Raw genomic sequence first — 21,690 nt, forward strand, 5'->3', positions numbered from 1 at the left:
TTTCTTCAATTTAAAATAAATACAGAAAATTGCTGCCTATAGCTAAACTGACTTAGATTTACCGACAATTTGAAAAACCGTCATCCCGCTACTATATAGTTATTGATATATATTTTCTTTTAAGCTCTTGGTTTTGATCGATAAATGTAATCATTTCATCTTCTAAAGTTTTAATTTGATTACGTAAAATTGCAAGAAGTTCCTCTATTTGTTTGATTATAGATGTATCAGTTACCTGTTGGATTTGGGTTTTTTGTATTTTTGCTATTTCTACAAGTTGGTTTCTACGAGATAATTTTTGTTTCAAGCAATCAATATTACCATTACTAACTGTTAAAGGAGTAACACGCATATCTGTATTATTAATATAACGTGAGATGATACTGCAGTCTGTTTTATCAGTTTTTGTAGTAATACCAAGGCTTTTAGCATAGTCTCTCCCACCTTGGTTGAATGACGTACACCTCATAAAGTATAGGCACATAATTTTTCGTATCCACCAGTTGCCTCAAGACCAATTTTGGTTACATTATGCAAACGTAAAAAGTCCAGCATTTCATCAATGGATTGTACATTGTTTTCAAATATTTTATAATGCTCAAGTGGGTGAATGTGGAGATCTAATTTACTTTTGCTAACATCAATGCCAGCAATAATGTTTGATGAATTCATAATTCCTCCGTAATAATAACATATACTGCATTTTCCAGCCTTATATACGAGCCTAAAAGCTCAATCAGTTGTTCGGAACTTTCAGTATAATAAACCAGAGAAGAGAACCTTGCTGAACAACGATTCTTATAATCAAGGGGCGTGACGGTTCCTCTTCTCTGTGTGTCTTTAATATCACTACTTTGATATTTATAAAGACTTGTTCTGTATCCGTTCAGGAGAGTGGTTTAAGAAACAATAGATAGGAGATTTTGGAAAGGATTGAGACCCCTTTGTTTCCAAGTTAAGTATAATGAAATTATCCGCTCAAGGAATGTATTTCCCCGCTTTGATTGTGTAAAATATGAGTTTTTGCGATAAACGACATAATGCCGAATTTGCCGTTCAGCGTGGTTATTTGTCAGCGGAATATTTTCTGGGTCATCTAAAAATTTCCACATCATTCTTTCAGATCTCAGAACATTTTTTGCAACTCGAGAGGCTCCAATTGCTTCAGGTAAACGAGATATCTCCTTCAAGTAATACTTTGTACGTTTTCTTAATTTTCTGGCACGTCTGACAAACCTCAAAACATCTATCTCACTTTTTAGTAAAGCTTTTTTTAGTGCAAATAATTCAGTGGCCACGTTTCTCAAGTAACAACCCAGAACTTTAACTTCAATATTCCAACTATGTGCTAATCTTTCAAAATCTCTTGATAAATGTGCCCAACAGATTTGCCTGTTTTTATCGGCAAAATAATTGTATGCTGCATACCTGTCAGTTATTACCAAGCTATTGCGATTGCAGAATTTACTATTTTGTAAAACTTTCATTCCTCTTGACTCTGTAAATTTTACAAAACTTGCCGTATTGCTTGCAAACATCCAACACCAAGCGAGTTTACCTTTGTTATAATGGCTCGTTTCATCAATATGTAGAACTTTACTCCTACTTATCTCTTGTTCGATCTGCTCATACATTTTTTTGCATTTTGAAGCAACTCTATGTTCACTATTTGATATGCTACCGACGCTTATGTTCAAATTGAAGATATCATTTACGACACTCGCTATTTCGCGTTTTGAATTTTTGTAGAATCCGCTGAACGCTGCAATTATTGACTTAACCCTTGGACCAAATGTATCTGGCGTAACACCTTCCGGTAACTTGCTACTTCTTCTCTTTCCGCATCTCCGACAACGGCCATGTTCTAACTGATATTCCACTACATAAGGCTTGATTTCTGGAAGATCAACTTTCTGATGAATATATGGTTTTTCACATATTGCAATTTCTCCTCCGCATTCGCAAGTATTAGGCAACTCTATCTTTACTACTTTATCTGCATCCATGTTGGCGCGAAAACTTCCTTTATGACCAACCTGACCGCCAATATTCCTTTCGCTTTTCGGCTTATTCTTTTTTATTTTATACAACTCTTTGGAACTTGGTATTGATGAATTTTTTGAGCTTAAACCGAGTCTTTCTCTTAACTCAGCATTTTCTATCTTTAAAGCCTTATTTTCTGCTTTTAAACTTTCATTCTCTTTTTCCAATCTTTCTATTTTTGCTTCTAACCTTTCTATTTTTTGCTGTAAATTTTTGCAAAGTTCTAAAAGGTTTACCATATTATTTCACTTTTGCTCTATGATTATCTTTTTAGATCACCTTGTCTACCTTATTCTGCCACTCCGCTGAACGGATACCTTGTTCTTAACATATAAGGGAAGTGTCCTCTAGGTAAGATTGTGGAGTATTCGTTGTAGCATTTGGCTGTTCAATTACGCTAGTTGATTCTTTAGGTATACTATTTCCTTCAAAATTTCCATCTTTTTATTATGTTCTCTTTAGCATTTTGAGAGTGAATTATTCTAGTTTTGATATTTAACCGTTTTGTATCTGCTGTAATGATTTCACTTCCAATTTGCTATTCTTTACATATTGAATTGCAAGCACTAACGCTTTACTCCCAGAAGCTGTGGTACTGTAAGCTATATTTTGCAAAATAGCAGTTCTCCTGATATCTTTGCTATCTGAAACTGATTTCACACCTTTTGAGGTATTGATCACTAGATTTATTTTTCCATCTTTGAGCATATCAACTATGTGGGGTCTGCCTTCTCTCACTTTATTTACAGTTTGTGCAGCAATGCCATTATTATTCAGATAAGAAGCTGTACCTTTGGTTGCATATATTTCAAAACTCAGTTCTTTCAACATTCGTACAACAGGCAATATATACTCTTTATCATCATCTTTTACTGAAACCAGAGCTGTTCCTTCTGTTGGTAACTTGTATCCTGCAGCCATGTGCGTTTTTGCAAGTGCAGCTTCAAATGATGAGTCAATTCCCATCACTTCTCCTGTTGATTTCATTTCAGGACCAAGTAGAGTATCAATTCCCGAAAAACGCGTGAATGGAAAAACAGCAGCTTTAACTGCAAAATGATTGAAAGGCTTGTTTTCCTGATTCAATTTTTTACCCAAAATAACCTGAGTGGCAAGCTTTGCAATAGGAATATTGATTACCTTGGAAATAAAAGGAACTGTGCGACTAGCCCTTAAATTCACTTCAAGTATGTATACATCACTAGACCTCTTGCATAACTCGATTTCTGAAGGCAATTTTGTCGTCAAAGCTTGTCTGCGCTCCTCAAATACATTCGAGTATTCTGTGGTGCTCATCTGCACTTTTCCTAAAGATTTCTCATCACAAACAGGTTCTGCAAGAGGTCTATTCTCTTGAACAGCAAACTGAATGTTTATCAGACCTTTCACTTTTAATGCTAATGCTATTCTCTCAGTTTGGAGCTCGATCTCTTTTATTACTTCGTCACTCAATGTATTTGTCGGTATTGAGCATGTTGAATCGCCAGAATGAATACCAGCTTCTTCAATGTGCTCCATGACCGCTGCAATGAAAACTTTTTCCCCATCACATACAGCATCAACGTCAACCTCAACTGCATTGACTAAAAATTTATCAAGAAGCAGCGAACCATGCTCAAAGATTTTAGTTTGATCTAAGACGTACTCTTTAAAGCTCTGAGTATCGTGTCTAATCGACATGGATTGACCACCGAGGACATATGATGGCCTGACTACTAGTGGAAACCCCACCTTTTCTGCATTGGTTAACGCTTCTTCTACTGAATGGCAGATAGAACTTTCAGGTTGTTTTAAATTAAGTTGCAAAGCAAGATTTTTAAACCTCATGCGATCTTCTGCAAGGTCAATAGAATCAAACGAAGTTCCCAGAATTTTGAAACCTCTCTCGTTAAGCACTTTGGCTAACTTTAAAGGTGTTTGACCACCTATTTGAACTATTACACCAACCAGTGTGCCATTTTCTTGCTCTTTGCTTAGTATTTCAAGCACATCCTCTGCAATCAGTGGGGCAAAATATAAACGATCAGCGGTATCGTAGTCAGTTGAAACAGTTTCTGGATTACAGTTGATCATTATTGTTTCATACCCCATTTCTTTGGCGGCAGAAGCTGCATGTACGCATGCATAATCAAATTCAATACCTTGACCAATGCGGTTTGGACCACTTCCTAAAATGACAACCTTTTTTCGGTCAGAAATGTCCGCTTCGCATTCTGTCCTATTTGTAATGTTTCCCTCATAACAGCCATACATATAAGCAGTGCTCGATTCAAATTCAGCTGCACAGGTGTCTACACGCTTATAAACTTGTTTGATGCCAAATTTTTTTCTTGTTTCTTCGATTTGCTCTACTTTCTTATTGCTTAATTTCGCCAATCTTGCATCTGAAAATCCCATTTTTTTCAGCTCTAACATTTCATATGCAGTTCCAGGGAGGCCGTTTTCCTTGATTTTTTGTTCAGCCAAGATGATTTGCTGTATATTCTGCAAAAACCATAAGTCATAACCTGTAATTGAATTTATTTCTTCTATGCTAATTCCGTGGCGCATTGCGTCAGCAGCAATCAGTAATCTGTTTGGTAGCAATTTTGCTAATTGAGATTTTACGTGATCAATATCAATGTTCTCAGGAAACACTTCATCAAGTCCTGTAAGATCAGTTTCAAGTGAACGAAAAGCTTTCTGCAGTGACTCATTAAAAGTGCGGCCTATAGACATTACTTCTCCCACTGATTTCATGGAGGTTGATAGTTCACAATTCGTTCCTTTAAATTTCTCAAACTCAAATCGAGGAATTTTAGTGACGATATAATCAATCACTGGTTCGAATGCTGCTGGTATTATTGGAGCACAGTCGTTACGTATTTCGTCGAGCGAATAGCCAATAGCAAGTTTAGTTACAACTTTTGCAATAGGATAGCCTGTTGCTTTCGAAGCAAGTGCAGAAGAGCGAGAAACCCTTGGATTCATCTCAATCACAACGAGGCTTCCATCTTCTTTAGGATTCACTGCAAATTGAACATTTGCACCACCGGCACTAACATCAATTTCTCTCAGCACTGCTATAGATGCATTTCTCATTTGTTGATATTCAGCATCACGCAGAGTCAAAGCAGGAGCAACCGTAATACTATCTCCGGTGTGCACTCCCATCGGATCAACATTTTCTATCGAACAGACTATTATGCAGTTATCTTTACAATCGCGGATAACTTCCATTTCATACTCTTTCCAGCCGATAATTGATTCATCTATCTGAACTTCATTTATTGGCGAAATTTTGAGAGCACTTTCTGCGATATTGAAAAACTCCTCTTTATTATATGCTATGCCACTACCTGCACCACCAAGAGTGAATGATGAACGAATGATTGCTGGTAATCCAACGTAATCCAAAGCCTTTTTTATTTGTTCTTGATTTTTTATAATGATACTTTTGGGGTATTTCAGTCCTATTTTATCCATGGATTGGCGGAATAACTCTCTATCCTCTGCTTTTTTTATTGCTTCTCTATTTACCCCTATTAATTCTACGTTGTATTTGTCTAACACTCCATCATCTGCAAGTTTTATTGCACAATTGAGCGCTGTTTGCCCGCCCATTGTTGGCAATATTGCGTCTGGCCTCTCCTTAATTATAATTTTCTCTATGATTTCAGGCAGTACCGGCTCAATATACGTCGCATCAGAAAACTCAGGATCTGTCATTATAGTTGCGGGGTTGGAGTTAACCAAAATGACTTTATAACCTTCGCTTTTTAATACTTTACAGCTTTGCGTTCCGGAATAATCAAACTCGCATGCCTGACCTATAACTATTGGGCCTGCTCCTATTACTAATATAGATTCTATATCTGTGCGTTTCGGCATAATTACAATAACGGTCTCTATTCAAGTAATGTTACCAATCTTTCCTGTATATGTGAATTTTTATTAAACCTATTAGCTAATTACTTTTAGGCTTGACGCATAACTGTACGAACATTGCAATTTGCGTGGCAGATTCCAGTGCTTGACACACAGCTGTACAAACATTCATTTTTGAAGGTAAATTGCACAGCAAATGATGTCATTCAAGTAGCTGACACTGGTTCCTTTATGACGGCAGTGCCCAGAGGTGTCATCCCAGTCTGGGATCCAGAAAACTTAACTTTAAATAAGTGGCTGCATAATAAAGACTAGATTCCAGACTGGAATGACACCATAGAGGCACTGGGATGACATCCTTCCTAGTGGAGATTACTCTCAAATCACAATGTTCATACAGTTGTGGGCTTAACGGTATCTTTGCAGATACTATGGTAATTTATTCGGGAGATTTGCTGAGCGGTAAGATTTTTCCTGATATGCTGCAGTCTTCAGAAGCTAATTCCACAAATTTATCTGTTAGTTTATCAGGTGACACCAATTCAGATCCAGGAAATGCCTGCTCACTACCCACAGGTCCTTCCGTGTATACAGCATTTACACATAATTTTGTATGTTTTGTCTCAGATGCATATATCTGCACCATTATTTCTAGTGCAACTTTACTTGCAGCATACGGCATCCAATATGGATAAGAGGAAGGAGAAAGTGTCACTTCTGAGGTCATGAATATCGCTCTTCCAGCATTAGACTTTTTTAGCATTGGATCTAAGTTTTTTAGTAAGTACCAATTGGCAGTAAAATTTGTATTCATTACGTTCTGTAGCTCTTCAATCTCACAGTCATGAATGGGGTTCAGTTTGCCTAAAATTCCAGCACACGCAACTAATATATCAAGTGCTCCAGATTCTGATAATTTCAGGCTTTCTATCATGTTTGTCAGTATCTTTACATTCTCAAAGTCTAGAAGATCAAGCTGAATTAGTTTCACAGAGCCTTCTTTAAATTCTTCAAGCTCTTCAATTTCATTATATAGTGGCTTGAGATTATCAAGAGATCTTGAAATCAGAATCACACATGCACCTTCTCTTATAAACCTTTTTGCAACAGCAGAGCCTATTCCACCTGAAGCTCCGGTGATTAAAGCTACTTTACCTTCTAACTTACCCATTTCTTTCTCCTTAGCGAGATCCATTGAAATATTTTAGCTGAAAATTGAATTTTGCTCCATATATAAAAATCAAACTTAGCATATAAAAAAATAGTAATGACACTACCACACCACCTAAACTTCCATATATCAAATCCAGTTGGTCAAAGGAAGCTTTTAAGTATTGCTTAAAAGCTGAAGCAGAAATCGTCCAAAGAATAACAGCTACACAAGATCCAGGAAATACGTCTGATAAATTTTGTTTTATGTTTGGTAACATAAAATATAGCCAAGAGACTACTGTGAAAAGTACAAATTCAATAAGTAAATACCTAGTATAACTTAGCCCCTGATAGGAAAAATCAATTAGCATTGGTACTAGTGTAGAAAACACTATAGTTAGAGTTATAATAAGCGTGATTACTAAAAATTGTAATATACTTAGTACTCTTCTTAATATATAAGGCGGCGAAACCGGAACTTTATAGGCCTTATTGAGTATTGTTCTAAGCCCTTCAATTGTCGATGAAGCGGTCCAAACAGCACCTACAATTGCTAAAGTTAGTAAGCTTTGCGGCGGGCCTGATATTATCTCCCTAATACGCGGCATCAAAGATGATAAAATATCCTGTGGCATGTTATCAATGATAAATACCCAGCCAATGTTGTACTGGTCTAAAAAATTTGCGAATGTTGACGCCACAGCCATTAAAACGATGAGAAAAGGAAATATTGATAACAGAATTAAAAATGATAAATACCCTGCATGCTCCACTCCATCATTATGAATTGTGTCAATCAAAGCACGATAAAGGCAATAAACGATGCTGTAAAATTTCTGTAGCACTGTAATATAAACGAACCAAGAAAAGTATTCTAAATGAAATAAAGGATACTTTTAAGCAAAAAATCCTCACCATTTACTTAAACTTAATCAATGTGATAGATAATCAAATATGAAACAGAAATTATCGGAGGCATAATGAAAAATTTTCTTCTACTTGTAGCTTTAATTCTCTCCTTTGCGTTTGATGCAGGTGCTCCTCCTACAAGTACTACTTTTGTTGATACAAATGATACAACATCATCGGTGATATGCAAGATAATAGGCTATACTCATGGCATAGGTGGACCAATGATCACAATAGTGATAATTGGTGCAGCGTTGCTTGCAATATTCGGCAGAATGCCGTGGCCAGCGCTTTTTGCACTCGGTGCATTCACTGCTGTGTTTTTTGGCGCTCCTGTAGTCGTTTCAAAAATAACACCAGGAGGTGTGATTTGTAAAGACGGTGCAGTAGCAGATAAGTAATAGAAATTGTTGGAGGCACAAACGTAGTTTTCTTTACTTGAAAGTGGTAAGTTTTACCACTTTCAGTGTCTATGACTACCTAATAAATTCTCTTTCTGTAATCATATCAGTTAAAGTCTGGATTCCAGCGCCACGCGCTAGAATGACAAGGCTTATCGTCATGCCGCCGCATACCGTCATACCGCGATTCATTCGCGGTATCTCATCAGCTAACAAGCAGCAGGATGACGGTTGTCGTTTAGCTATAAATGTTTAAGAAATTTACCAAATGAAAAAAAAGGCAAAAGAAGCCCCATGGTGGTTGGCTATTTACTATGTACTAAAATATCGGCGTTTTTTTATTCTAAAACGCTTGATTAAGAGCGATTTAGCTGCTTTTAACTTGCAACTAACCTACACCGCAAGTGTTTAAGAAATTTACTAAGCAGGAAAAAAGGCAAAGAAACCCCGTAGTAGCTAGCATTCAAATTCTCCCTTGTCAATTTGACGTTTTTTGCTGTCTTAAACGCTTTGTAAGCGCGTTTCGGCTTATATAGGTAAAAACCTAAAAATTTTTAAAGACATGCGATGCACGTAGTGCGAAAAATTAAACATGAGACGCCAAATACCCTAAGTTTTTTGTCATTAACCTGCACAGATTGCGAAGATAAATAAATAGCTTCAGTTTCATGATAAGAGGGCTGGCGGAGTTTGTCAAGTAGGTTTTGCATTTAATTCATTTGATAATTCAAAAAACTTGAAAGAATAAAGATAGCTATTGAAATTATCTTGATTTACATCAGTTATCCAAGTTTGACATTGAATACTTAACACTTCCTCCATTAACGCCTTTCTGTAATGTTTATCCAGATGAGACATTATATCATCAAGTAGAAGAAGTGGTGCCTTATTGTAATGAATACACCTTGCTTTTACACTGGATAAAATAATAGAAAGCAGTAATAACTTTTGTTCTCCAGTGGAGCACAGATTTATTGGTACGTTTCTTTTTTGACAAAAAACCCGAAAATTATCGTTATGCACACCAAAGGTTACTCTACCAGTCAATGAGTCTTTTTCTCTGTTTTCCTTTAGACGATTCTGAAAATATTCTGCAGTATCGTTCAAAGTTAGCTGGCTGCTGAATTTCAAACTTGCCTTCGGAAAAAGCTCACTGGAATGGTTATCAATTGTGTCTTGTAGTGTCTTTAAAACAGACGATCGCATACGTAAAATACTAACTGCATTAACGGCCATTATGTTTTCAAGACTAGAGAGCCAGTTTTTGTTCAAAATGTTCTCCCTCAATAGTTTACTTCGCTCATGTTTAGCTTTTCTATATTTCATGTAGCAGCAAGTGTAATTTTCCTCAAACAGTGAGACTATACGGTCTAAAAATTTTAATCTGTCACTTGGAGAATTAAGAAGAACATAGTCCATTTGTGGAATCAGCCATATTACATTGGATATCTTATACAAAGATGAATAACTCGATTGCGTTTTTCCATCAATTTGTATTAGTTTCTTATCAAAACTCTTTGCGATACCAATTGAATTAAAATCCATTCCATTAAAAAAATCATAGTGCACTATCCAACCTTCATTACTGAATCTATTTTGTATCTCACTGGCTTTTGCTTTTTTCATTCCATTGCTTTTAGCAAGCAACGAGATTGCTTCAAGTATATTAGTTTTACCAATACCGTTTTTGCCAGTTATTACAACTGAGCTATCATCTGAATCCAGTTCAAAGTTTGAGTGGCTACGAAAATTATGTAATTTCAGCTTTTTTATGTAGCAATGGGTAGCCATTAACCTATTCTTTAGTTTATATTCTCTTTACTTCTTCCAGAACCTCATCAACATGTCCACTAACTTTTACATTTTTCCAGATCTTCACTATTTTACCTTTTTTATCTATTAAAAAAGTAGTGCGTTCTATTCCCATATACTTTTTGCCAAACATACTTTTCTCTACCCAAACACCATATTTTCCCAACATTTCAGCATTCTCATCAGAAACTAAAGAAAACGGCAGAGAATATTTTGCTTTGAAGTTAGTGTGACATCTAACACTATCTTTTGATACACCAATTATCACTGTGTCAAGGAAAGAAAAATCATCTATTTTATCTCTAAAGCCTTTTGCCTCCATTGTACAACCCGGAGTATCGTCTTTAGGATAAAAATAAAGAACTACATTTTTTTTATCAAAAAATTCACTCAGTGATAAATTTTCACCAGAATCTGTTGGTAAGCTAAAATCGGGTGCATTATTTCCTACTGCTAATTCCATACCTTGCTCCATTAATAACACTTCTATCTATAGTAGTATATTGTAGTCAGAGTATCAAATTTTATATATAGCTAACAGATAAGATTCTTGATGGGGGCTTATTGATGAATTTCTGCCTACCTTCTCGGCTTGCCGCTTTTGATAAAGTGTGGTTTTCGTCTGATGTAAGGCCATATCAAATAGATCCTATTAAAAATCAATCGAATCTTCACATGTTTGTTCTTCATAAAAGAAGTTCAATGTTATCGTAGTACCAAGTTTTGCTTCACTTTTAATGTCAAAAGTTCCACCCATTAACTCTACTAATTTCTTGCTTAGCGGCAATCCGATGCCCGTACCTTCGTTTCTATACCCCGAATCTGCTTGGCCAAAAACAGACATAACTTTATATATGTCCTGCTGCATTATCCCTATTCCATTGTCATGAAACTCAATAGTTAATAAGTTTTTTTCTATATTTTCTTTTACCACCATTCTTATTAAACCACCCTTTGGGGTAAATTTGATTGAGTTTGATAATAAATTTATTATAACTTGTTTCATTCTCTTAGGATCTGCAATAACTAATAATTGCTTATTAGGTATCTCTTTTTTTAAATTAATCTCAGTTTCTCTTAATTTAGGTAATAGCATATTTATGCATGAATCCATTATTTTGTTCAGGTTAAACTTCACTTTTTCTACTGTTAAACTACTTGATTCAGCTTTAGAAAAATCGAGCACATCGTTAATTAAAGCAAGTAAATGCGTCCCTGCATTATATATATCGTCTGCATACTCCTTGTATTGAGAGTTATCCATTGAACCTAAAGTTTCATTTTTGATCAACTCTGCAAATCCAATAATAGCATTAAGAGGTGTGCGTAACTCATGTGTAACGCTTGCAAAAAACTTTAGCTTGTTTGCATTTTCTTGCTCTAATGCCTCTTTTATCTGCTGTAATTCAATGTTAGTTTTATGTTGCTTGGCCAGCATTTTGGTATTAGAAAAGTGCAAATAGAACATTATTAATATTAAAATTATTAATAATAAGCCTAAAAATAGGCCATATGCTATAACATAAGAATTATTGTAGCTTCGAAGAATCTTCAAAAAAAACGACGGTTTAGCGCTATTTTCATGGAATATAGGGAAAATAGAAGTTAATGTATTTCCTGTAGTATAAAATATTTCTTGGTTACTTAATAGTTTATCAATTTCATCGTTTGTAAGTAACTGTTCATAATCATAATCTTGAGTGTTAAAATTACTGAATATTATTCTGCCGTTTTGATCATACAGTATTAAGCTGAAATCCTTTACTTTGCTCACTGATTGTAATAATTCAGCACGTAGTTTTACTAGTTGGTTTATGTAGTCAAAATTTTTGTATTTAATGTGATGCTTTTCTATTAGTAAATAATGGTATTTTTTTATTATGCCATTTTCCAGTACGCTTTTTAAGTTTACACTTGAATCACGGTAAGAAGAAAGGAAATTACTCCTTAGTAAATAATTACAATATATCACACTGAATAAAATCATAAAAATTGATGAGAATAATGCGATAACTTTTGTGTATTTGTTTTTCCCCAGTGCAGAAAACATTAATTTACCTATCTTATACATATCCTTACTCATTGCGAAACAACGGCTTTTATGTTATTAATAATAAAATTTAGCATATAATATTTTATGACAATTTCTCCTATTTTGCCAGTTTATTCTCCTGTTAATATAAATTTTTCTCATGGCAAAGGTATCTACCTATATGATGTTGATGGTGAGCGCTACGTAGATTTTCACTCCGGAATAGCCGTTAGTAGCTTAGGTCACACTAATTCGCGATTAATTAGTGCTCTTAAATTGCAAGGAGAAAAATTATGGCATATATCAAATACCTATAATATACCTGCTGCCAATAATTTTGCAGAAAAATTAATAAACAATAGTTTCGCTGACACTGTATTTTTCTCAAATTCTGGATCAGAGGCAGTAGAATGTGGACTTAAGATTGCTAGGATCTATCAAAATGGAAAAGGCAATAAAAATCGTCACAGAATTTTAACATTTCATGGTGCATTTCATGGAAGAACCTTTTTAACTTGTGCTACAAACGATAAACAGAAATTTTCTGAATTACTAAATCCCTACATTGATTGGTGTGATAACATCGAGCCCAATATTGAGAGCGTAAAGAAAGCAATTTCAAGTGGTATAGGCGTTATATTAATAGAACCAATACAAGGGCAAGGTGGTATCAAAGTAATGAATGAAGTCTTTATGAAAGAACTAAGAAGGCTGTGTGATGAAAATGACATATTGTTATTTTTTGATTGCGTACAATGCGGTGCTGGTAGGACAGGAAAATTATTCGCATACGAACATATAGGAGTGGAACCTGATATATGTGCTCTTGCAAAGGGAATAGGCGGGGGGTTTCCGCTGGGGGCTTGTCTTGCAACTGAAAAGGCTGCTAAATATATGGCAGTTGGTATGCACGGTTCCACTTTTGGTGGCAATCCGCTTGCAACCTCAGTAGGTAATGCTGTGCTCGAAGAATTGCTCAGCCCCGGCTTTTTGAAAAATGTTGAAATTAGAGGTAAATACTTAAAAAATAAACTAGAAGACTTAGCAAGTAAATTTCCAATAATAGAGGAAGTAAGAGGGAAAGGGTTAATGCTTGGAATAAAAGTGAAAGCAGACAATCAAAAGTTTGCAGAAGAGTTAAGTCATCGCGGCTTGCTTACTGTTGGGGTAACATCAGACAACGTTGTGAGAATTTTACCTCCACTCATTATCACTGAAAAAGAGATTGATGAAGGCATCGAGATTTTGACTCAATATTTATCTGAGAAATCTTCTGATTAGATACTTGCATTAATATGAACGACAATCTGGTATGCTTAGGAATTATTACCTCTCCTCACGGAATTAAAGGAGCTGTTAAAGTAAAAACCTTTACTGAAAAGCCTGAAAATATCTCCTTATATGGTAAGCTAATAAGTGGTGATGAGAATTATAAAATAGACTCAGTATCCGTCATAGGTGATAATTTAGTAATAGCTACAATAAGCGGAGTAAATTCCCGTAATGAAGCAGAGCTTTTAAGGAATAAGAAGCTATATATAGAAAGAAGCAAGTTACCAGAGCTAAATGATGAGGATGAATTTTACCAAAGTGACCTTGTAGATATGGAAGTAAGGCTGAAAAGTAATGAATTATATGGCTATGTAAAATCTGTGTATAATTTCGGCTCAGGGGATATATTAGAAATTTTAGTTATCAGCACAAAAAAACGTATTATGCTGTCTTTCACTAAAGAGATATTTCCACATATAAATATAAAGGGGAGGTATATAGTATTAAATATACCAGAATTTATTGACTAATAAAGACTTTGATATTTATATAAAGCTATTTATAATTATAAGATCAAATTGAAAATGTAATTATGGCAGAAAGAGCTAACGATATCAGACCAGGTCAGGTGTTGGAACATAACGGCGGATTATTTTTGGTTGTAGGTATTATGCATACTCAACCTGGTAAAGGTGGTGCATACATACAAGCCGAAATGAAAAACATCAAAACCGGAGCAAAACACTATGAAAGATTTCGTTCTGATGCAACAATCAGAAGGGCAATTTTAGATGAAGAGGAATATGTTTACCTTTTCACTGAAGGAAACATTGTAAATCTTATGCATCCAAGTAATTACGAGCAAATCACTATAAATTTGGACTTATTGGGAGAAAAAAAAATTTATTTACAGGATAACATGAAAATTAAAGTTGTAGCTTATCAAGACAAAATAATTTCTGCGCATGTGCCTGATTATGTTACACTTGCTGTGAAAGAAACAGAGTCTGTTATTAAAGGACAAACTGCTACTGCTTCTTATAAGCCTGCAATTTTGGAAAACGGAATGCGCGTTAACGTGCCTCAATTTATAAAAGAAGAGGATAAAATTGTAGTATATACTCCAGGTGACAGCTATTATGAAAGAGTGAAAGAGTAAAAGGAAGAATGTCCCTCTCATCACCACGAATTAATGTGATGCTTGATTCTGTGCGTAATGCTTCCAAGCAGCTTATGCGCGATTTTAATGAATTGCAAATTTCTAATGTTAAATCAGCAGACTTTATTAATAAAACTTATTCAAAATCCAAGCAAACCATATACGATTGCTTGCACGACTACAAACGAGACTATGGTTTTATTTTTGAAGATGATACTGATCAAGAAGTAAAAGATAACACTTATACCTGGTTTATTATGCCTATAGAGGGCAGGGAGAACTTTTCTAGTTGCATGGTTTATTTTGCAGTATCAGTCTGTCTCATTCATAAAAATAAAGTTGTGGCAGCTGTAATTGATGCTCCGGCTCTTAGAGAAACTTTTTGGGCAGAAGAAAAGAAAGGTGCTTTTCTTGAGGATTTTAGATCTCGTCATGTAAAAATGCGAGTGAAAAGCCGTGAAGGGGGTCTAATAGATGTAAGTGGTAATTTGTTAAATAAATTGCTGCCTGGCAATAGTAATGTACGCTCCATAGGTTCAACAATTTTAGGCTTTGCATACCTTGCGGCAGGAAGGCACAGTGGAATAATTTACTCTGGAGTTAACAAATATAAAGCCTTGCTCGGTAGACTTTTTCTGCAAGAAAGCGGTGGAAGGCTAACGGAAGACAACGGGCTAATCATTGCTGGAGATATAAAACTATAGCTAAAGTAATTTATGTTTACCTACAATTTGATAAGCGTAAAACTCGTCATTCCGCTACTTGTTAGCGGAATCCATGCTGAGATATCGCGAATAAATCGCGGTATGACGTAGGGCTGTACTAGCTATAGCATAAGCAGGCTACAGAGATAGACAACTTTTCGAAAACTTTTACAAGAGATTCTGTTAAATGCTCTATCATTTCATCGGTATGATAAGGTGTAGGGGTAATACGGAAACGCTCAGTTCCTCTTGGAACTGTCGGGTAATTTATATGTTGAACATATATTCCATACTCATCAAATAATAATTTTGATGCTTTTTTGGATAACTCTGAGTTGCCAATTATTATTGGAATTATATGAGTTTCTGTTGGAATGAAGTTAATTCCTGCATTTCTCAGTGAGTTTTTTACTTTTTCAACGACTTGCTTTTGCTTTTCCCTTTCAATGTTGCTCGATTTTAGGTGCTCAACGCTTGCCTTTGCTGCCGCTGCTAAAACAGGCGACATAGCAGTGGTAAAAATAAATCCTGGAGCGGAACTTCTTATTACATCTACCAAGCTCTTTGAAGACGCTATATACCCACCCATCACTCCAAAAGCCTTTGATAGTGTACCTTGAATAACGGTTATTCTATCCATCAGACCTTCTCTTTCTGCAATTCCGCCACCATGTGAACCATACATGCCAACTGCGTGCACCTCATCCAAATAGGTAATTGCATTATGTTGATCTGCCAGGTCGCATATTTCTTTAAGCGGAGCTACATCACCATCCATTGAATATACGGATTCAAGTGCTATTATTTTTGGTGTCTTTTTGTCTATAGACTTGAGTAACTGCTCTAGATGATTAACATCATTGTGTTTAAATATATGTTTTGGCCTTTTTCCTGATTTTATGCCTTCTATCATCGAAGAATGGTTCTTCTCGTCTGAAAAAATTACTACGCCCGGAATAACAGATGATAAAGTGCTAAGTGTTGTCTGGTTAGCGAGGTAGCCACAAGCAAAAGTTAAAGCAGCCTCTTTTTTATGCAAACAAGCTAAGGATTTTTCAAGTTCAACAACCTCTTTTGTTGTACCAGATATATTTCTTGTTCCTCCAGCACCAACAGATGAATTTTGGATAGCGGCAATTACACTCTCATTTTGTGACATTCCCAAATAGTTATTACTGCACCAGACTATTACTTCCCTATTTCTTTCATAGTCCATAATGTGGGGGAGCCTACCTGGTAATGACGCAAAGTGCGTAAATTCACGGTAGCGCCCCTCATCTTTTATATCTTTTATTTTATTCAAGAATATTTCTTCGTAGTTTACCAAGTCCTTATTTACCGATAATTAACATAATTATAATAAATTATTAAATGGTAAACTACTATATTTATTATACATGTACGGCAGTAGGTACTTTCCCCGTGTTGAAAGATTTTTCAACCTCGTTGTTTTCAACTTGGCTTTTAGGTGTACAGCAGTATATAACTGCAGCAGCAACCAGACAACAAGCTCCAACTGCTATTCCTGCAGCTAGCATTTCCAAATAAACTGCAATAGCTACTCCTGAAACAACTCCAGCTACTGCTAACGTCCATGTAGCTATGGTAGGCCACTTACTCTTTTGCGTATTTTGTGTTGCAGTAATAGAGGTTGATTGATTGTTTATAGCACTAGTTTTTTCTACTGCTGCAGGCTTTTCCTTACTGTTAATAACACCTCCAATTGTAGACACATTGTCAGCATTCGAAGAAACTTCACTTACCCCCAACTTCTTTTCACAACCCGTAATTTCTGGAGTTGTGGTAAGTGTACTATTGCTTCCGGTATTATTAGAACTTGTAGATTGGTCTCCTGAATTTGGCAAATCGTTGTTCAGTGAAATATTAACATTACCTTGTTTTGTATTATGGTTTTTAATTTCTTTTTTAATTTCTTCTACTTTACCCTTAAAGGGACCTTCTTTATTTTTTACATATTGTAGTACAAGAGTAGGAGAGTTACTTTTTAGAATATTTTCGAGTTCTTCTCTTGAGTTAGTACTGGTTTTGCTTATAAGTCCATCAATCTTTTTCTTAACAGGACTGGCAAGTTGCTTAACACCTTTTTTTCCGCTGCCTTTTTTGATTTCACCCTCCTCAAAATTATTAATTAAAGGCTCCTGCGTTGAAACCCCTGTGTTATTTAAGATAGCATTTTCTTCCTCCCCTGCAAGAACATTTTTTTCTGTCTGTTGACTGCCAGCACTTTTGGATTTTGGGTTTCTTTGACTGCTTGGTTGATTGTTATTCTCTTCATTTACTACAGCCGTATCGCCTTTTATAACAGGTGATACTGCATTATCACTGCTGCTTCTTTTATTAACTTGTGTATTCGCTTGTGTCTGTATATTTGCTTTACTGGAAGTATTGATTAATTTACTACTTTCTAACAAATTTCTAATTAGATATAGATGACTCAAAGTATCTCTATTTTTTTGATACTCATTACGAGTCATACTTGGAGAAAGTTCCATACTTATTTTTTCAAGCTGTTCTGCAATTACTGGTAAAGCTTTCTCAAATTCTTCCTTGCATATTGCCTGAAGAGCTGCGAATTTTAGGTCAACATGCTGACATAAGGGTACAACAACTCCATAACTAGCTTCTTTTATTGCATTTCTCAGTATATTTTGTATGGTTTGCCTGACTACTTGCTGTTTATTATTGAGTATGCTTTGATAAATTTGAACATGAGCTAGAACACTGACTATAATGTCTTGACTTTCAGTATTAGACAATGCAATCAGAATTGATTCATATATTTCATCAAACTCGTTGTTTTTAGATTTATGATCAAGATAATTAATAACATCATTGCTGCATTTAGCACATTTTTCACACAAGTGCTCGATAAATGCAATATTACCAGCATCCAATGCAGTTTTCAGAATTAAATCATAAATTTCTTTTCTGCCACGAGCTCCTATGTTTTTCAGGATTTGTTGCCCTAGTATTGTAATAACTTTATCATCTGCAAATGCTTGTTCATATACATCGTAAATGGCACGATCTGCACTATTAGTGTATCGTTTGCACAGGTATTCAATGACAGATGTGTGTTCCTGGCTTATCGCAGTTTCTAACAAGGTAGCAAAGCTCTTTTTTAATAACTCTTCTGTTGAGGCTTTTTTAGTTAGCTCATTAATATATCTTTCAAATGCATCTAGCACTATCGTGATGAATTCTTCATTTTTGATCAGAGACGCTGTTTCAAGCACACCATACAAAGGATCAGGTTTACTTGTTTTTAACACCTGTCCAAAATCTCTTAAAACGTATTCGACAAAAACTGCATTTAATAATTCTTGCTCTTTTCTTAATGCTATAACTGAGAAAAAGCCAATCTTATTGGATTGGCCAAGTTGTATGGATTGATCTTTTAATTTATCATAAATCCCATCAGTATCATGGAATCTTCCTATAAAAGCTTTAACGTATTCTTGACCACCAACAAGTACAGGTAAAAGACTTAAATTTCCTTCAGCAAAAAGAAAATCCTGATATTGCTCTACTAGCTTGTCATTAGCTGCAATTGCCAATAGTACCAATTCTTTTACTGAATAATCATACTTGAAACCCTCTTGATCAAATTTATATTGTGATAGTACATTTGAATATATATGTTGATGGTTGCTTCCGTTTTGTAACTCCAAATTAAGTTGATTTGAACAGAAATCTTTGAGATTTTCATTATCCAGCGTAATAGACCTGCCTTCATAATCTTCAATATTTTGTACAACCTTGTCTAATTCTTCACAATTATCTTCTTGTATAGCTTGATTTAAGATATTTATAATCTCAGCAAAAGTTAAGTTTTTAGGAATGATACCATATGAATCTTCATCTTTTAACTCTACAGTAAACGACCTATCACAACCATCAGGAAAGTTTGCAAGTATTGCATTCTCTAAACTTAGATCTTCAGGGGGTGTGCTACATGGAGTAGCTGGTATCTCTTGACTTTCGCTATCTAAAACTTCAAACTCTTCTTCAATACCTGAATCTTCAGAATCTGGTTTTTCAAAACCATGCCAACTTTTGATTAATCTTTCAGAATTTGATTGGCCCTGTGAAGTTGTATCTTGTGATACAAAGTCTCTAAAATTGGAACCAAACATGTTTTACCTCCTAACTAGCAGCTAAGCTAAGTATAGCATTAAACAGAAATCTTGCCAAGCAAATTATTCAGTCTCTTAGCAAAGCTGCTCGCGTCATCCATCTCTTCGCCTTCCACGATGCAAGCTTGGTAAAACAATAAGTGAACCATGTCCTCCAATGTTGGGTTTTCACCACTTTCAGCATAAGATTTCATTATACTCTTTATTACAGGATGCTTAGTGTTAATTTCAAGCACCTTTGGCGTGCGGTAATTTAGCTGCTTTTGTTCACGCAAAAAACGCTCCATGCGAAGATCCATAGCACCTTCATCAACCGCTAGGCATACGGGACTATCAGTCAATTTTTTGGAAATTTTTACGCTTTTTACTGAATCTCCAAGCACTGTGGTAAAATATTGCAATATAGTTTCCTCAGTTTTTTCTTCATTCGATTTGTTTTCTTCATTTTTCTTATCTTCTTCTGAAGAGAATTTTTCCAAATCAACATCAGCGCGAGTCACAGACTTAAACTTTTGATCTTTATATTCATGAATTACACTAGTCCAGAAATCATCCACTGGATCAACGAACAGAAGAACCTCCAGCCCTTTACTGACGAACCCCTCAAGTTGCGGACTGTTTTTCACTGAATCGAGGCTATTTCCGGTGAGATAATAGATATGTTCCTGCTCAGGCTTCATTCTGCTTATATAGTCATCAATGCTGACTAATTTCTCATCACCAGTACTATGAAATCTGCAAATTGAGAGTAGTGCTTCTCTCTCATCAGTTGGCATAGCTTCACAAAGACCTTCCTTTAAAACTGCACCAAAATTGGTCCAGAATTTTGTATATTCCTCTAAATTCTCTTTTGCTTTTCTACCGAGCTCTGATATCACGCGCTTAGTGAGGGATTTTCTGATCTGCTCAACAACACGATTATTCTGCAACGTTTCTCTGCTGATATTAAGAGGCAAGTCCGGTGAATCAACAATACCTTTCAAGAAACGTAAATACTGCGGTATGATCTGTATGTTATCTTCAGTGATAAATACTTTATTTACATATAACTTCACAGAGCAACGTCTATCTGGATGGAATAAATCAAAAGGTTTAATAGAGGGAACATAAAGCAAATTTGTATATTCTATTGCACCTTCATTTTTATTATGCAATATCATCCAAGGCTCCCCGCCAACGTGGGCAACACTGCGGAAAAAATCGTTGTGCTCCTCTTGAGTAACGTCATTTTTTGGCTTAGTCCAAATTGCAGCCTTACTGTTTAACTTTTCACTTTTTCCTTCTTCATCTATGAATTCAACAGGAAAATTTATATGATCAGAGTAAGTAGTGACAATGTTTTCAACACGAAATTTATCTAAAAACTCACTCTCTTCAGGATGCATAATGAGCGTAATTTTGGTTCCGCGAGGGACTTGATTATCTGATTTACTTATTGAATATTCTCCATCTCCCTTGGATTTCCAGACCCAAGACTCCTCCTCTCCAGCTTTTCTTGATTCTACTATTACTTCTGATGCAACCATAAAGCTTGAGTAAAAACCAACACCAAACTTCCCAATCAGCTCCACAGTTTGGCTTGAATCCTTGCTATTCTTAATCGCATCCAAAAACTTTTGCGTACCAGAGCTTGCAATTGTACCAAGATTGTCTATTAAATCCTGTCTATTCATTCCAATGCCATTATCAGTGATATATAGCTCGTTCTTATCTTTATTGGAGCTGATAGTGATTTTTAATTCGTTACTCAAATCTAGCAAATTAGGGTTTAGTTGAGATTCATAGCGCAACTTATCACATGCATCTGATGCATTTGATATTAATTCACGCAGAAAAATGTCTTTATTGGTGTAAAGTGAATGAATCACTATATTCAGTACTTTCCCTACCTCAGCGTCAAATTTTAAATTTTCAGTTTCTTGTACATTATGCATTTTGAGCTCCATTATTTGCCTACTACCCTAATAATTTAAGTATTGAATCACGATCTTTCAAGGTCACGTACACCAAAATTAATGTGGGTGTAGTTATTATGACACCCAATTTATGGGATCTCTTGCATAACAAACTTTTGGCAGCGCATTGGATGAAACGAAAAACTTACTTGACACCCTTCGCCAGCCCACTTATCATGAAACTGAAGCTATTTATTTATCTTCGCAATCTCTGCAGTGGATTAATG

At 35.4% G+C, this 21,690-nt stretch carries 18 protein-coding genes; 6 read left to right on the forward strand and 12 right to left on the reverse strand.

Going from position 1 to position 21,690, the window contains the following annotated elements; all coding sequences use genetic code 11:
* Nucleotides 1–91 precede the first annotated feature (91 nt).
* The 4 genes from AAGD51_RS01665 to carB form a co-directional block, all read right to left on the reverse strand.
* Nucleotides 92–469, reverse strand: coding sequence for a hypothetical protein (locus tag AAGD51_RS01665; RefSeq protein ID WP_077188453.1), 378 nt, complete (start codon nucleotides 467–469; stop codon nucleotides 92–94).
* Complete coding sequence (locus AAGD51_RS01670) at nucleotides 466–672, reverse strand: hypothetical protein (RefSeq protein ID WP_077188452.1); 207 nt, start codon at nucleotides 670–672, stop codon at nucleotides 466–468. The genes AAGD51_RS01665 and AAGD51_RS01670 overlap by 4 nt, the downstream gene beginning before the upstream one ends.
* A 227-nt stretch (nucleotides 673–899) precedes the next feature.
* A complete protein-coding gene (locus AAGD51_RS01675) occupies nucleotides 900–2,282 on the reverse strand; it encodes an IS66-like element ISWen3 family transposase (RefSeq protein ID WP_007548562.1) in 1,383 nt (460 codons plus the stop codon).
* A 256-nt stretch (nucleotides 2,283–2,538) separates the two neighbouring features.
* Nucleotides 2,539–5,913: a carbamoyl-phosphate synthase large subunit gene (carB, locus tag AAGD51_RS01680; RefSeq protein ID WP_236514310.1), complete on the reverse strand. Its 3,375-nt coding sequence runs from the start codon at nucleotides 5,911–5,913 to the stop codon at nucleotides 2,539–2,541.
* Nucleotides 5,914–6,051: 138 nt separating this feature from the next.
* Here carB and AAGD51_RS01685 point away from each other — a divergent pair, with 138 nt between their 5' ends.
* A complete protein-coding gene (locus AAGD51_RS01685) occupies nucleotides 6,052–6,225 on the forward strand; it encodes a hypothetical protein (RefSeq protein WP_167471214.1) in 174 nt (57 codons plus the stop codon).
* 124 nt (nucleotides 6,226–6,349) lie between these two features.
* Here AAGD51_RS01685 and AAGD51_RS01690 read toward each other — a convergent pair whose 3' ends face one another.
* Both AAGD51_RS01690 and AAGD51_RS01695 read right to left on the reverse strand, forming a co-directional pair.
* Nucleotides 6,350–7,105, reverse strand: coding sequence for an SDR family oxidoreductase (locus AAGD51_RS01690; protein WP_006279711.1), 756 nt, complete (start codon nucleotides 7,103–7,105; stop codon nucleotides 6,350–6,352).
* Nucleotides 7,092–7,907 carry a YihY/virulence factor BrkB family protein gene (locus AAGD51_RS01695; protein ID WP_006279712.1) on the reverse strand — a complete coding sequence of 272 codons (816 nt, stop codon included), beginning with the start codon at nucleotides 7,905–7,907 and terminating at the stop codon, nucleotides 7,092–7,094. The genes AAGD51_RS01690 and AAGD51_RS01695 overlap by 14 nt, the downstream gene beginning before the upstream one ends.
* 135 nt (nucleotides 7,908–8,042) lie before the next feature.
* Between AAGD51_RS01695 and AAGD51_RS01700 the strand changes: the two genes are divergently transcribed.
* Complete coding sequence (locus AAGD51_RS01700) at nucleotides 8,043–8,372, forward strand: TrbC/VirB2 family protein (RefSeq protein ID WP_236514311.1); 330 nt, start codon at nucleotides 8,043–8,045, stop codon at nucleotides 8,370–8,372.
* Nucleotides 8,373–9,065: 693 nt separating this feature from the next.
* Here the strand turns inward: AAGD51_RS01700 and recF are convergent.
* From recF to AAGD51_RS01715, 3 genes are all read right to left on the reverse strand, one after another.
* Entirely contained in the window at nucleotides 9,066–10,163 is a 1,098-nt protein-coding gene (gene recF / locus AAGD51_RS01705; protein ID WP_341810478.1) for a DNA replication/repair protein RecF, read from the reverse strand.
* 16 nt (nucleotides 10,164–10,179) lie between these two features.
* Nucleotides 10,180–10,647 (reverse strand): thioredoxin-dependent thiol peroxidase, encoded by a 468-nt coding sequence (gene bcp, locus AAGD51_RS01710; RefSeq protein WP_006279715.1) that lies wholly within the window; start codon nucleotides 10,645–10,647, stop codon nucleotides 10,180–10,182.
* Between the two features lie 189 nt (nucleotides 10,648–10,836).
* A complete protein-coding gene (locus AAGD51_RS01715) occupies nucleotides 10,837–12,255 on the reverse strand; it encodes a sensor histidine kinase (protein ID WP_236514312.1) in 1,419 nt (472 codons plus the stop codon).
* Nucleotides 12,256–12,321: 66 nt separating this feature from the next.
* Here AAGD51_RS01715 and AAGD51_RS01720 point away from each other — a divergent pair, with 66 nt between their 5' ends.
* The 4 genes from AAGD51_RS01720 to AAGD51_RS01735 all read left to right on the forward strand — a co-directional run bounded on the left by AAGD51_RS01720 (nucleotide 12,322) and on the right by AAGD51_RS01735 (nucleotide 15,351).
* Entirely contained in the window at nucleotides 12,322–13,497 is a 1,176-nt protein-coding gene (locus tag AAGD51_RS01720; protein ID WP_065094478.1) for an aspartate aminotransferase family protein, read from the forward strand.
* Between the two features lie 14 nt (nucleotides 13,498–13,511).
* Nucleotides 13,512–14,018: a ribosome maturation factor RimM gene (gene rimM / locus AAGD51_RS01725; protein WP_006279718.1), complete on the forward strand. Its 507-nt coding sequence runs from the start codon at nucleotides 13,512–13,514 to the stop codon at nucleotides 14,016–14,018.
* 62 nt (nucleotides 14,019–14,080) lie between these two features.
* The gene (gene efp / locus AAGD51_RS01730; protein ID WP_006279719.1) at nucleotides 14,081–14,647 is read left to right on the forward strand and encodes an elongation factor P; all 567 of its coding nucleotides are present in this window, start codon (nucleotides 14,081–14,083) and stop codon (nucleotides 14,645–14,647) included.
* Nucleotides 14,648–14,655: 8 nt separating this feature from the next.
* Nucleotides 14,656–15,351, forward strand: a complete 696-nt coding sequence (locus AAGD51_RS01735; RefSeq protein ID WP_006279720.1) for an inositol monophosphatase family protein — start codon at nucleotides 14,656–14,658, stop codon at nucleotides 15,349–15,351.
* Nucleotides 15,352–15,469: 118 nt separating this feature from the next.
* Here the strand turns inward: AAGD51_RS01735 and hemA are convergent, their stop codons facing one another.
* From hemA to htpG, 3 genes are all read right to left on the reverse strand, one after another.
* Nucleotides 15,470–16,678, reverse strand: a complete 1,209-nt coding sequence (hemA, locus tag AAGD51_RS01740; protein WP_006279721.1) for a 5-aminolevulinate synthase — start codon at nucleotides 16,676–16,678, stop codon at nucleotides 15,470–15,472.
* Between the two features lie 64 nt (nucleotides 16,679–16,742).
* Entirely contained in the window at nucleotides 16,743–19,508 is a 2,766-nt protein-coding gene (locus tag AAGD51_RS01745; protein WP_236514313.1) for a hypothetical protein, read from the reverse strand.
* Between the two features lie 38 nt (nucleotides 19,509–19,546).
* On the reverse strand, nucleotides 19,547–21,442 hold the full coding sequence (gene htpG / locus AAGD51_RS01750) for a molecular chaperone HtpG (RefSeq protein ID WP_077188450.1): 1,896 nt from the start codon (nucleotides 21,440–21,442) through the stop codon (nucleotides 19,547–19,549).
* Nucleotides 21,443–21,690 lie beyond the last annotated feature (248 nt).

It is taken from the genome of Wolbachia endosymbiont (group A) of Volucella bombylans, assembly GCF_964026965.1.
Lineage (GTDB): Bacteria > Pseudomonadota > Alphaproteobacteria > Rickettsiales > Anaplasmataceae > Wolbachia > Wolbachia pipientis.

What these genes read in the sequence shown, in the direction of transcription:
- AAGD51_RS01665 (WP_077188453.1), bottom strand. Translation starts at nt 469, where the DNA reads ATGAGGTGTACGTCATTCAACCAAGGTGGGAGAGACTATGCTAAAAGC.
- AAGD51_RS01670 (WP_077188452.1), bottom strand. Translation starts at nt 672, where the DNA reads ATGAATTCATCAAACATTATTGCTGGCATTGATGTTAGCAAAAGTAAA.
- AAGD51_RS01675 (WP_007548562.1), bottom strand. Translation starts at nt 2,282, where the DNA reads ATGGTAAACCTTTTAGAACTTTGCAAAAATTTACAGCAAAAAATAGAA.
- carB (WP_236514310.1), bottom strand. Translation starts at nt 5,913, where the DNA reads ATGCCGAAACGCACAGATATAGAATCTATATTAGTAATAGGAGCAGGC.
- AAGD51_RS01690 (WP_006279711.1), bottom strand. Translation starts at nt 7,105, where the DNA reads ATGGATCTCGCTAAGGAGAAAGAAATGGGTAAGTTAGAAGGTAAAGTA.
- AAGD51_RS01700 (WP_236514311.1), top strand. Translation starts at nt 8,043, where the DNA reads ATGAAAAATTTTCTTCTACTTGTAGCTTTAATTCTCTCCTTTGCGTTT.
- recF (WP_341810478.1), bottom strand. Translation starts at nt 10,163, where the DNA reads ATGGCTACCCATTGCTACATAAAAAAGCTGAAATTACATAATTTTCGT.
- bcp (WP_006279715.1), bottom strand. Translation starts at nt 10,647, where the DNA reads ATGGAATTAGCAGTAGGAAATAATGCACCCGATTTTAGCTTACCAACA.
- AAGD51_RS01715 (WP_236514312.1), bottom strand. Translation starts at nt 12,255, where the DNA reads ATGTATAAGATAGGTAAATTAATGTTTTCTGCACTGGGGAAAAACAAA.
- AAGD51_RS01720 (WP_065094478.1), top strand. Translation starts at nt 12,322, where the DNA reads ATGACAATTTCTCCTATTTTGCCAGTTTATTCTCCTGTTAATATAAAT.
- rimM (WP_006279718.1), top strand. Translation starts at nt 13,512, where the DNA reads ATGAACGACAATCTGGTATGCTTAGGAATTATTACCTCTCCTCACGGA.
- efp (WP_006279719.1), top strand. Translation starts at nt 14,081, where the DNA reads ATGGCAGAAAGAGCTAACGATATCAGACCAGGTCAGGTGTTGGAACAT.
- AAGD51_RS01735 (WP_006279720.1), top strand. Translation starts at nt 14,656, where the DNA reads ATGTCCCTCTCATCACCACGAATTAATGTGATGCTTGATTCTGTGCGT.
- AAGD51_RS01745 (WP_236514313.1), bottom strand. Translation starts at nt 19,508, where the DNA reads ATGTTTGGTTCCAATTTTAGAGACTTTGTATCACAAGATACAACTTCA.
- htpG (WP_077188450.1), bottom strand. Translation starts at nt 21,442, where the DNA reads ATGCATAATGTACAAGAAACTGAAAATTTAAAATTTGACGCTGAGGTA.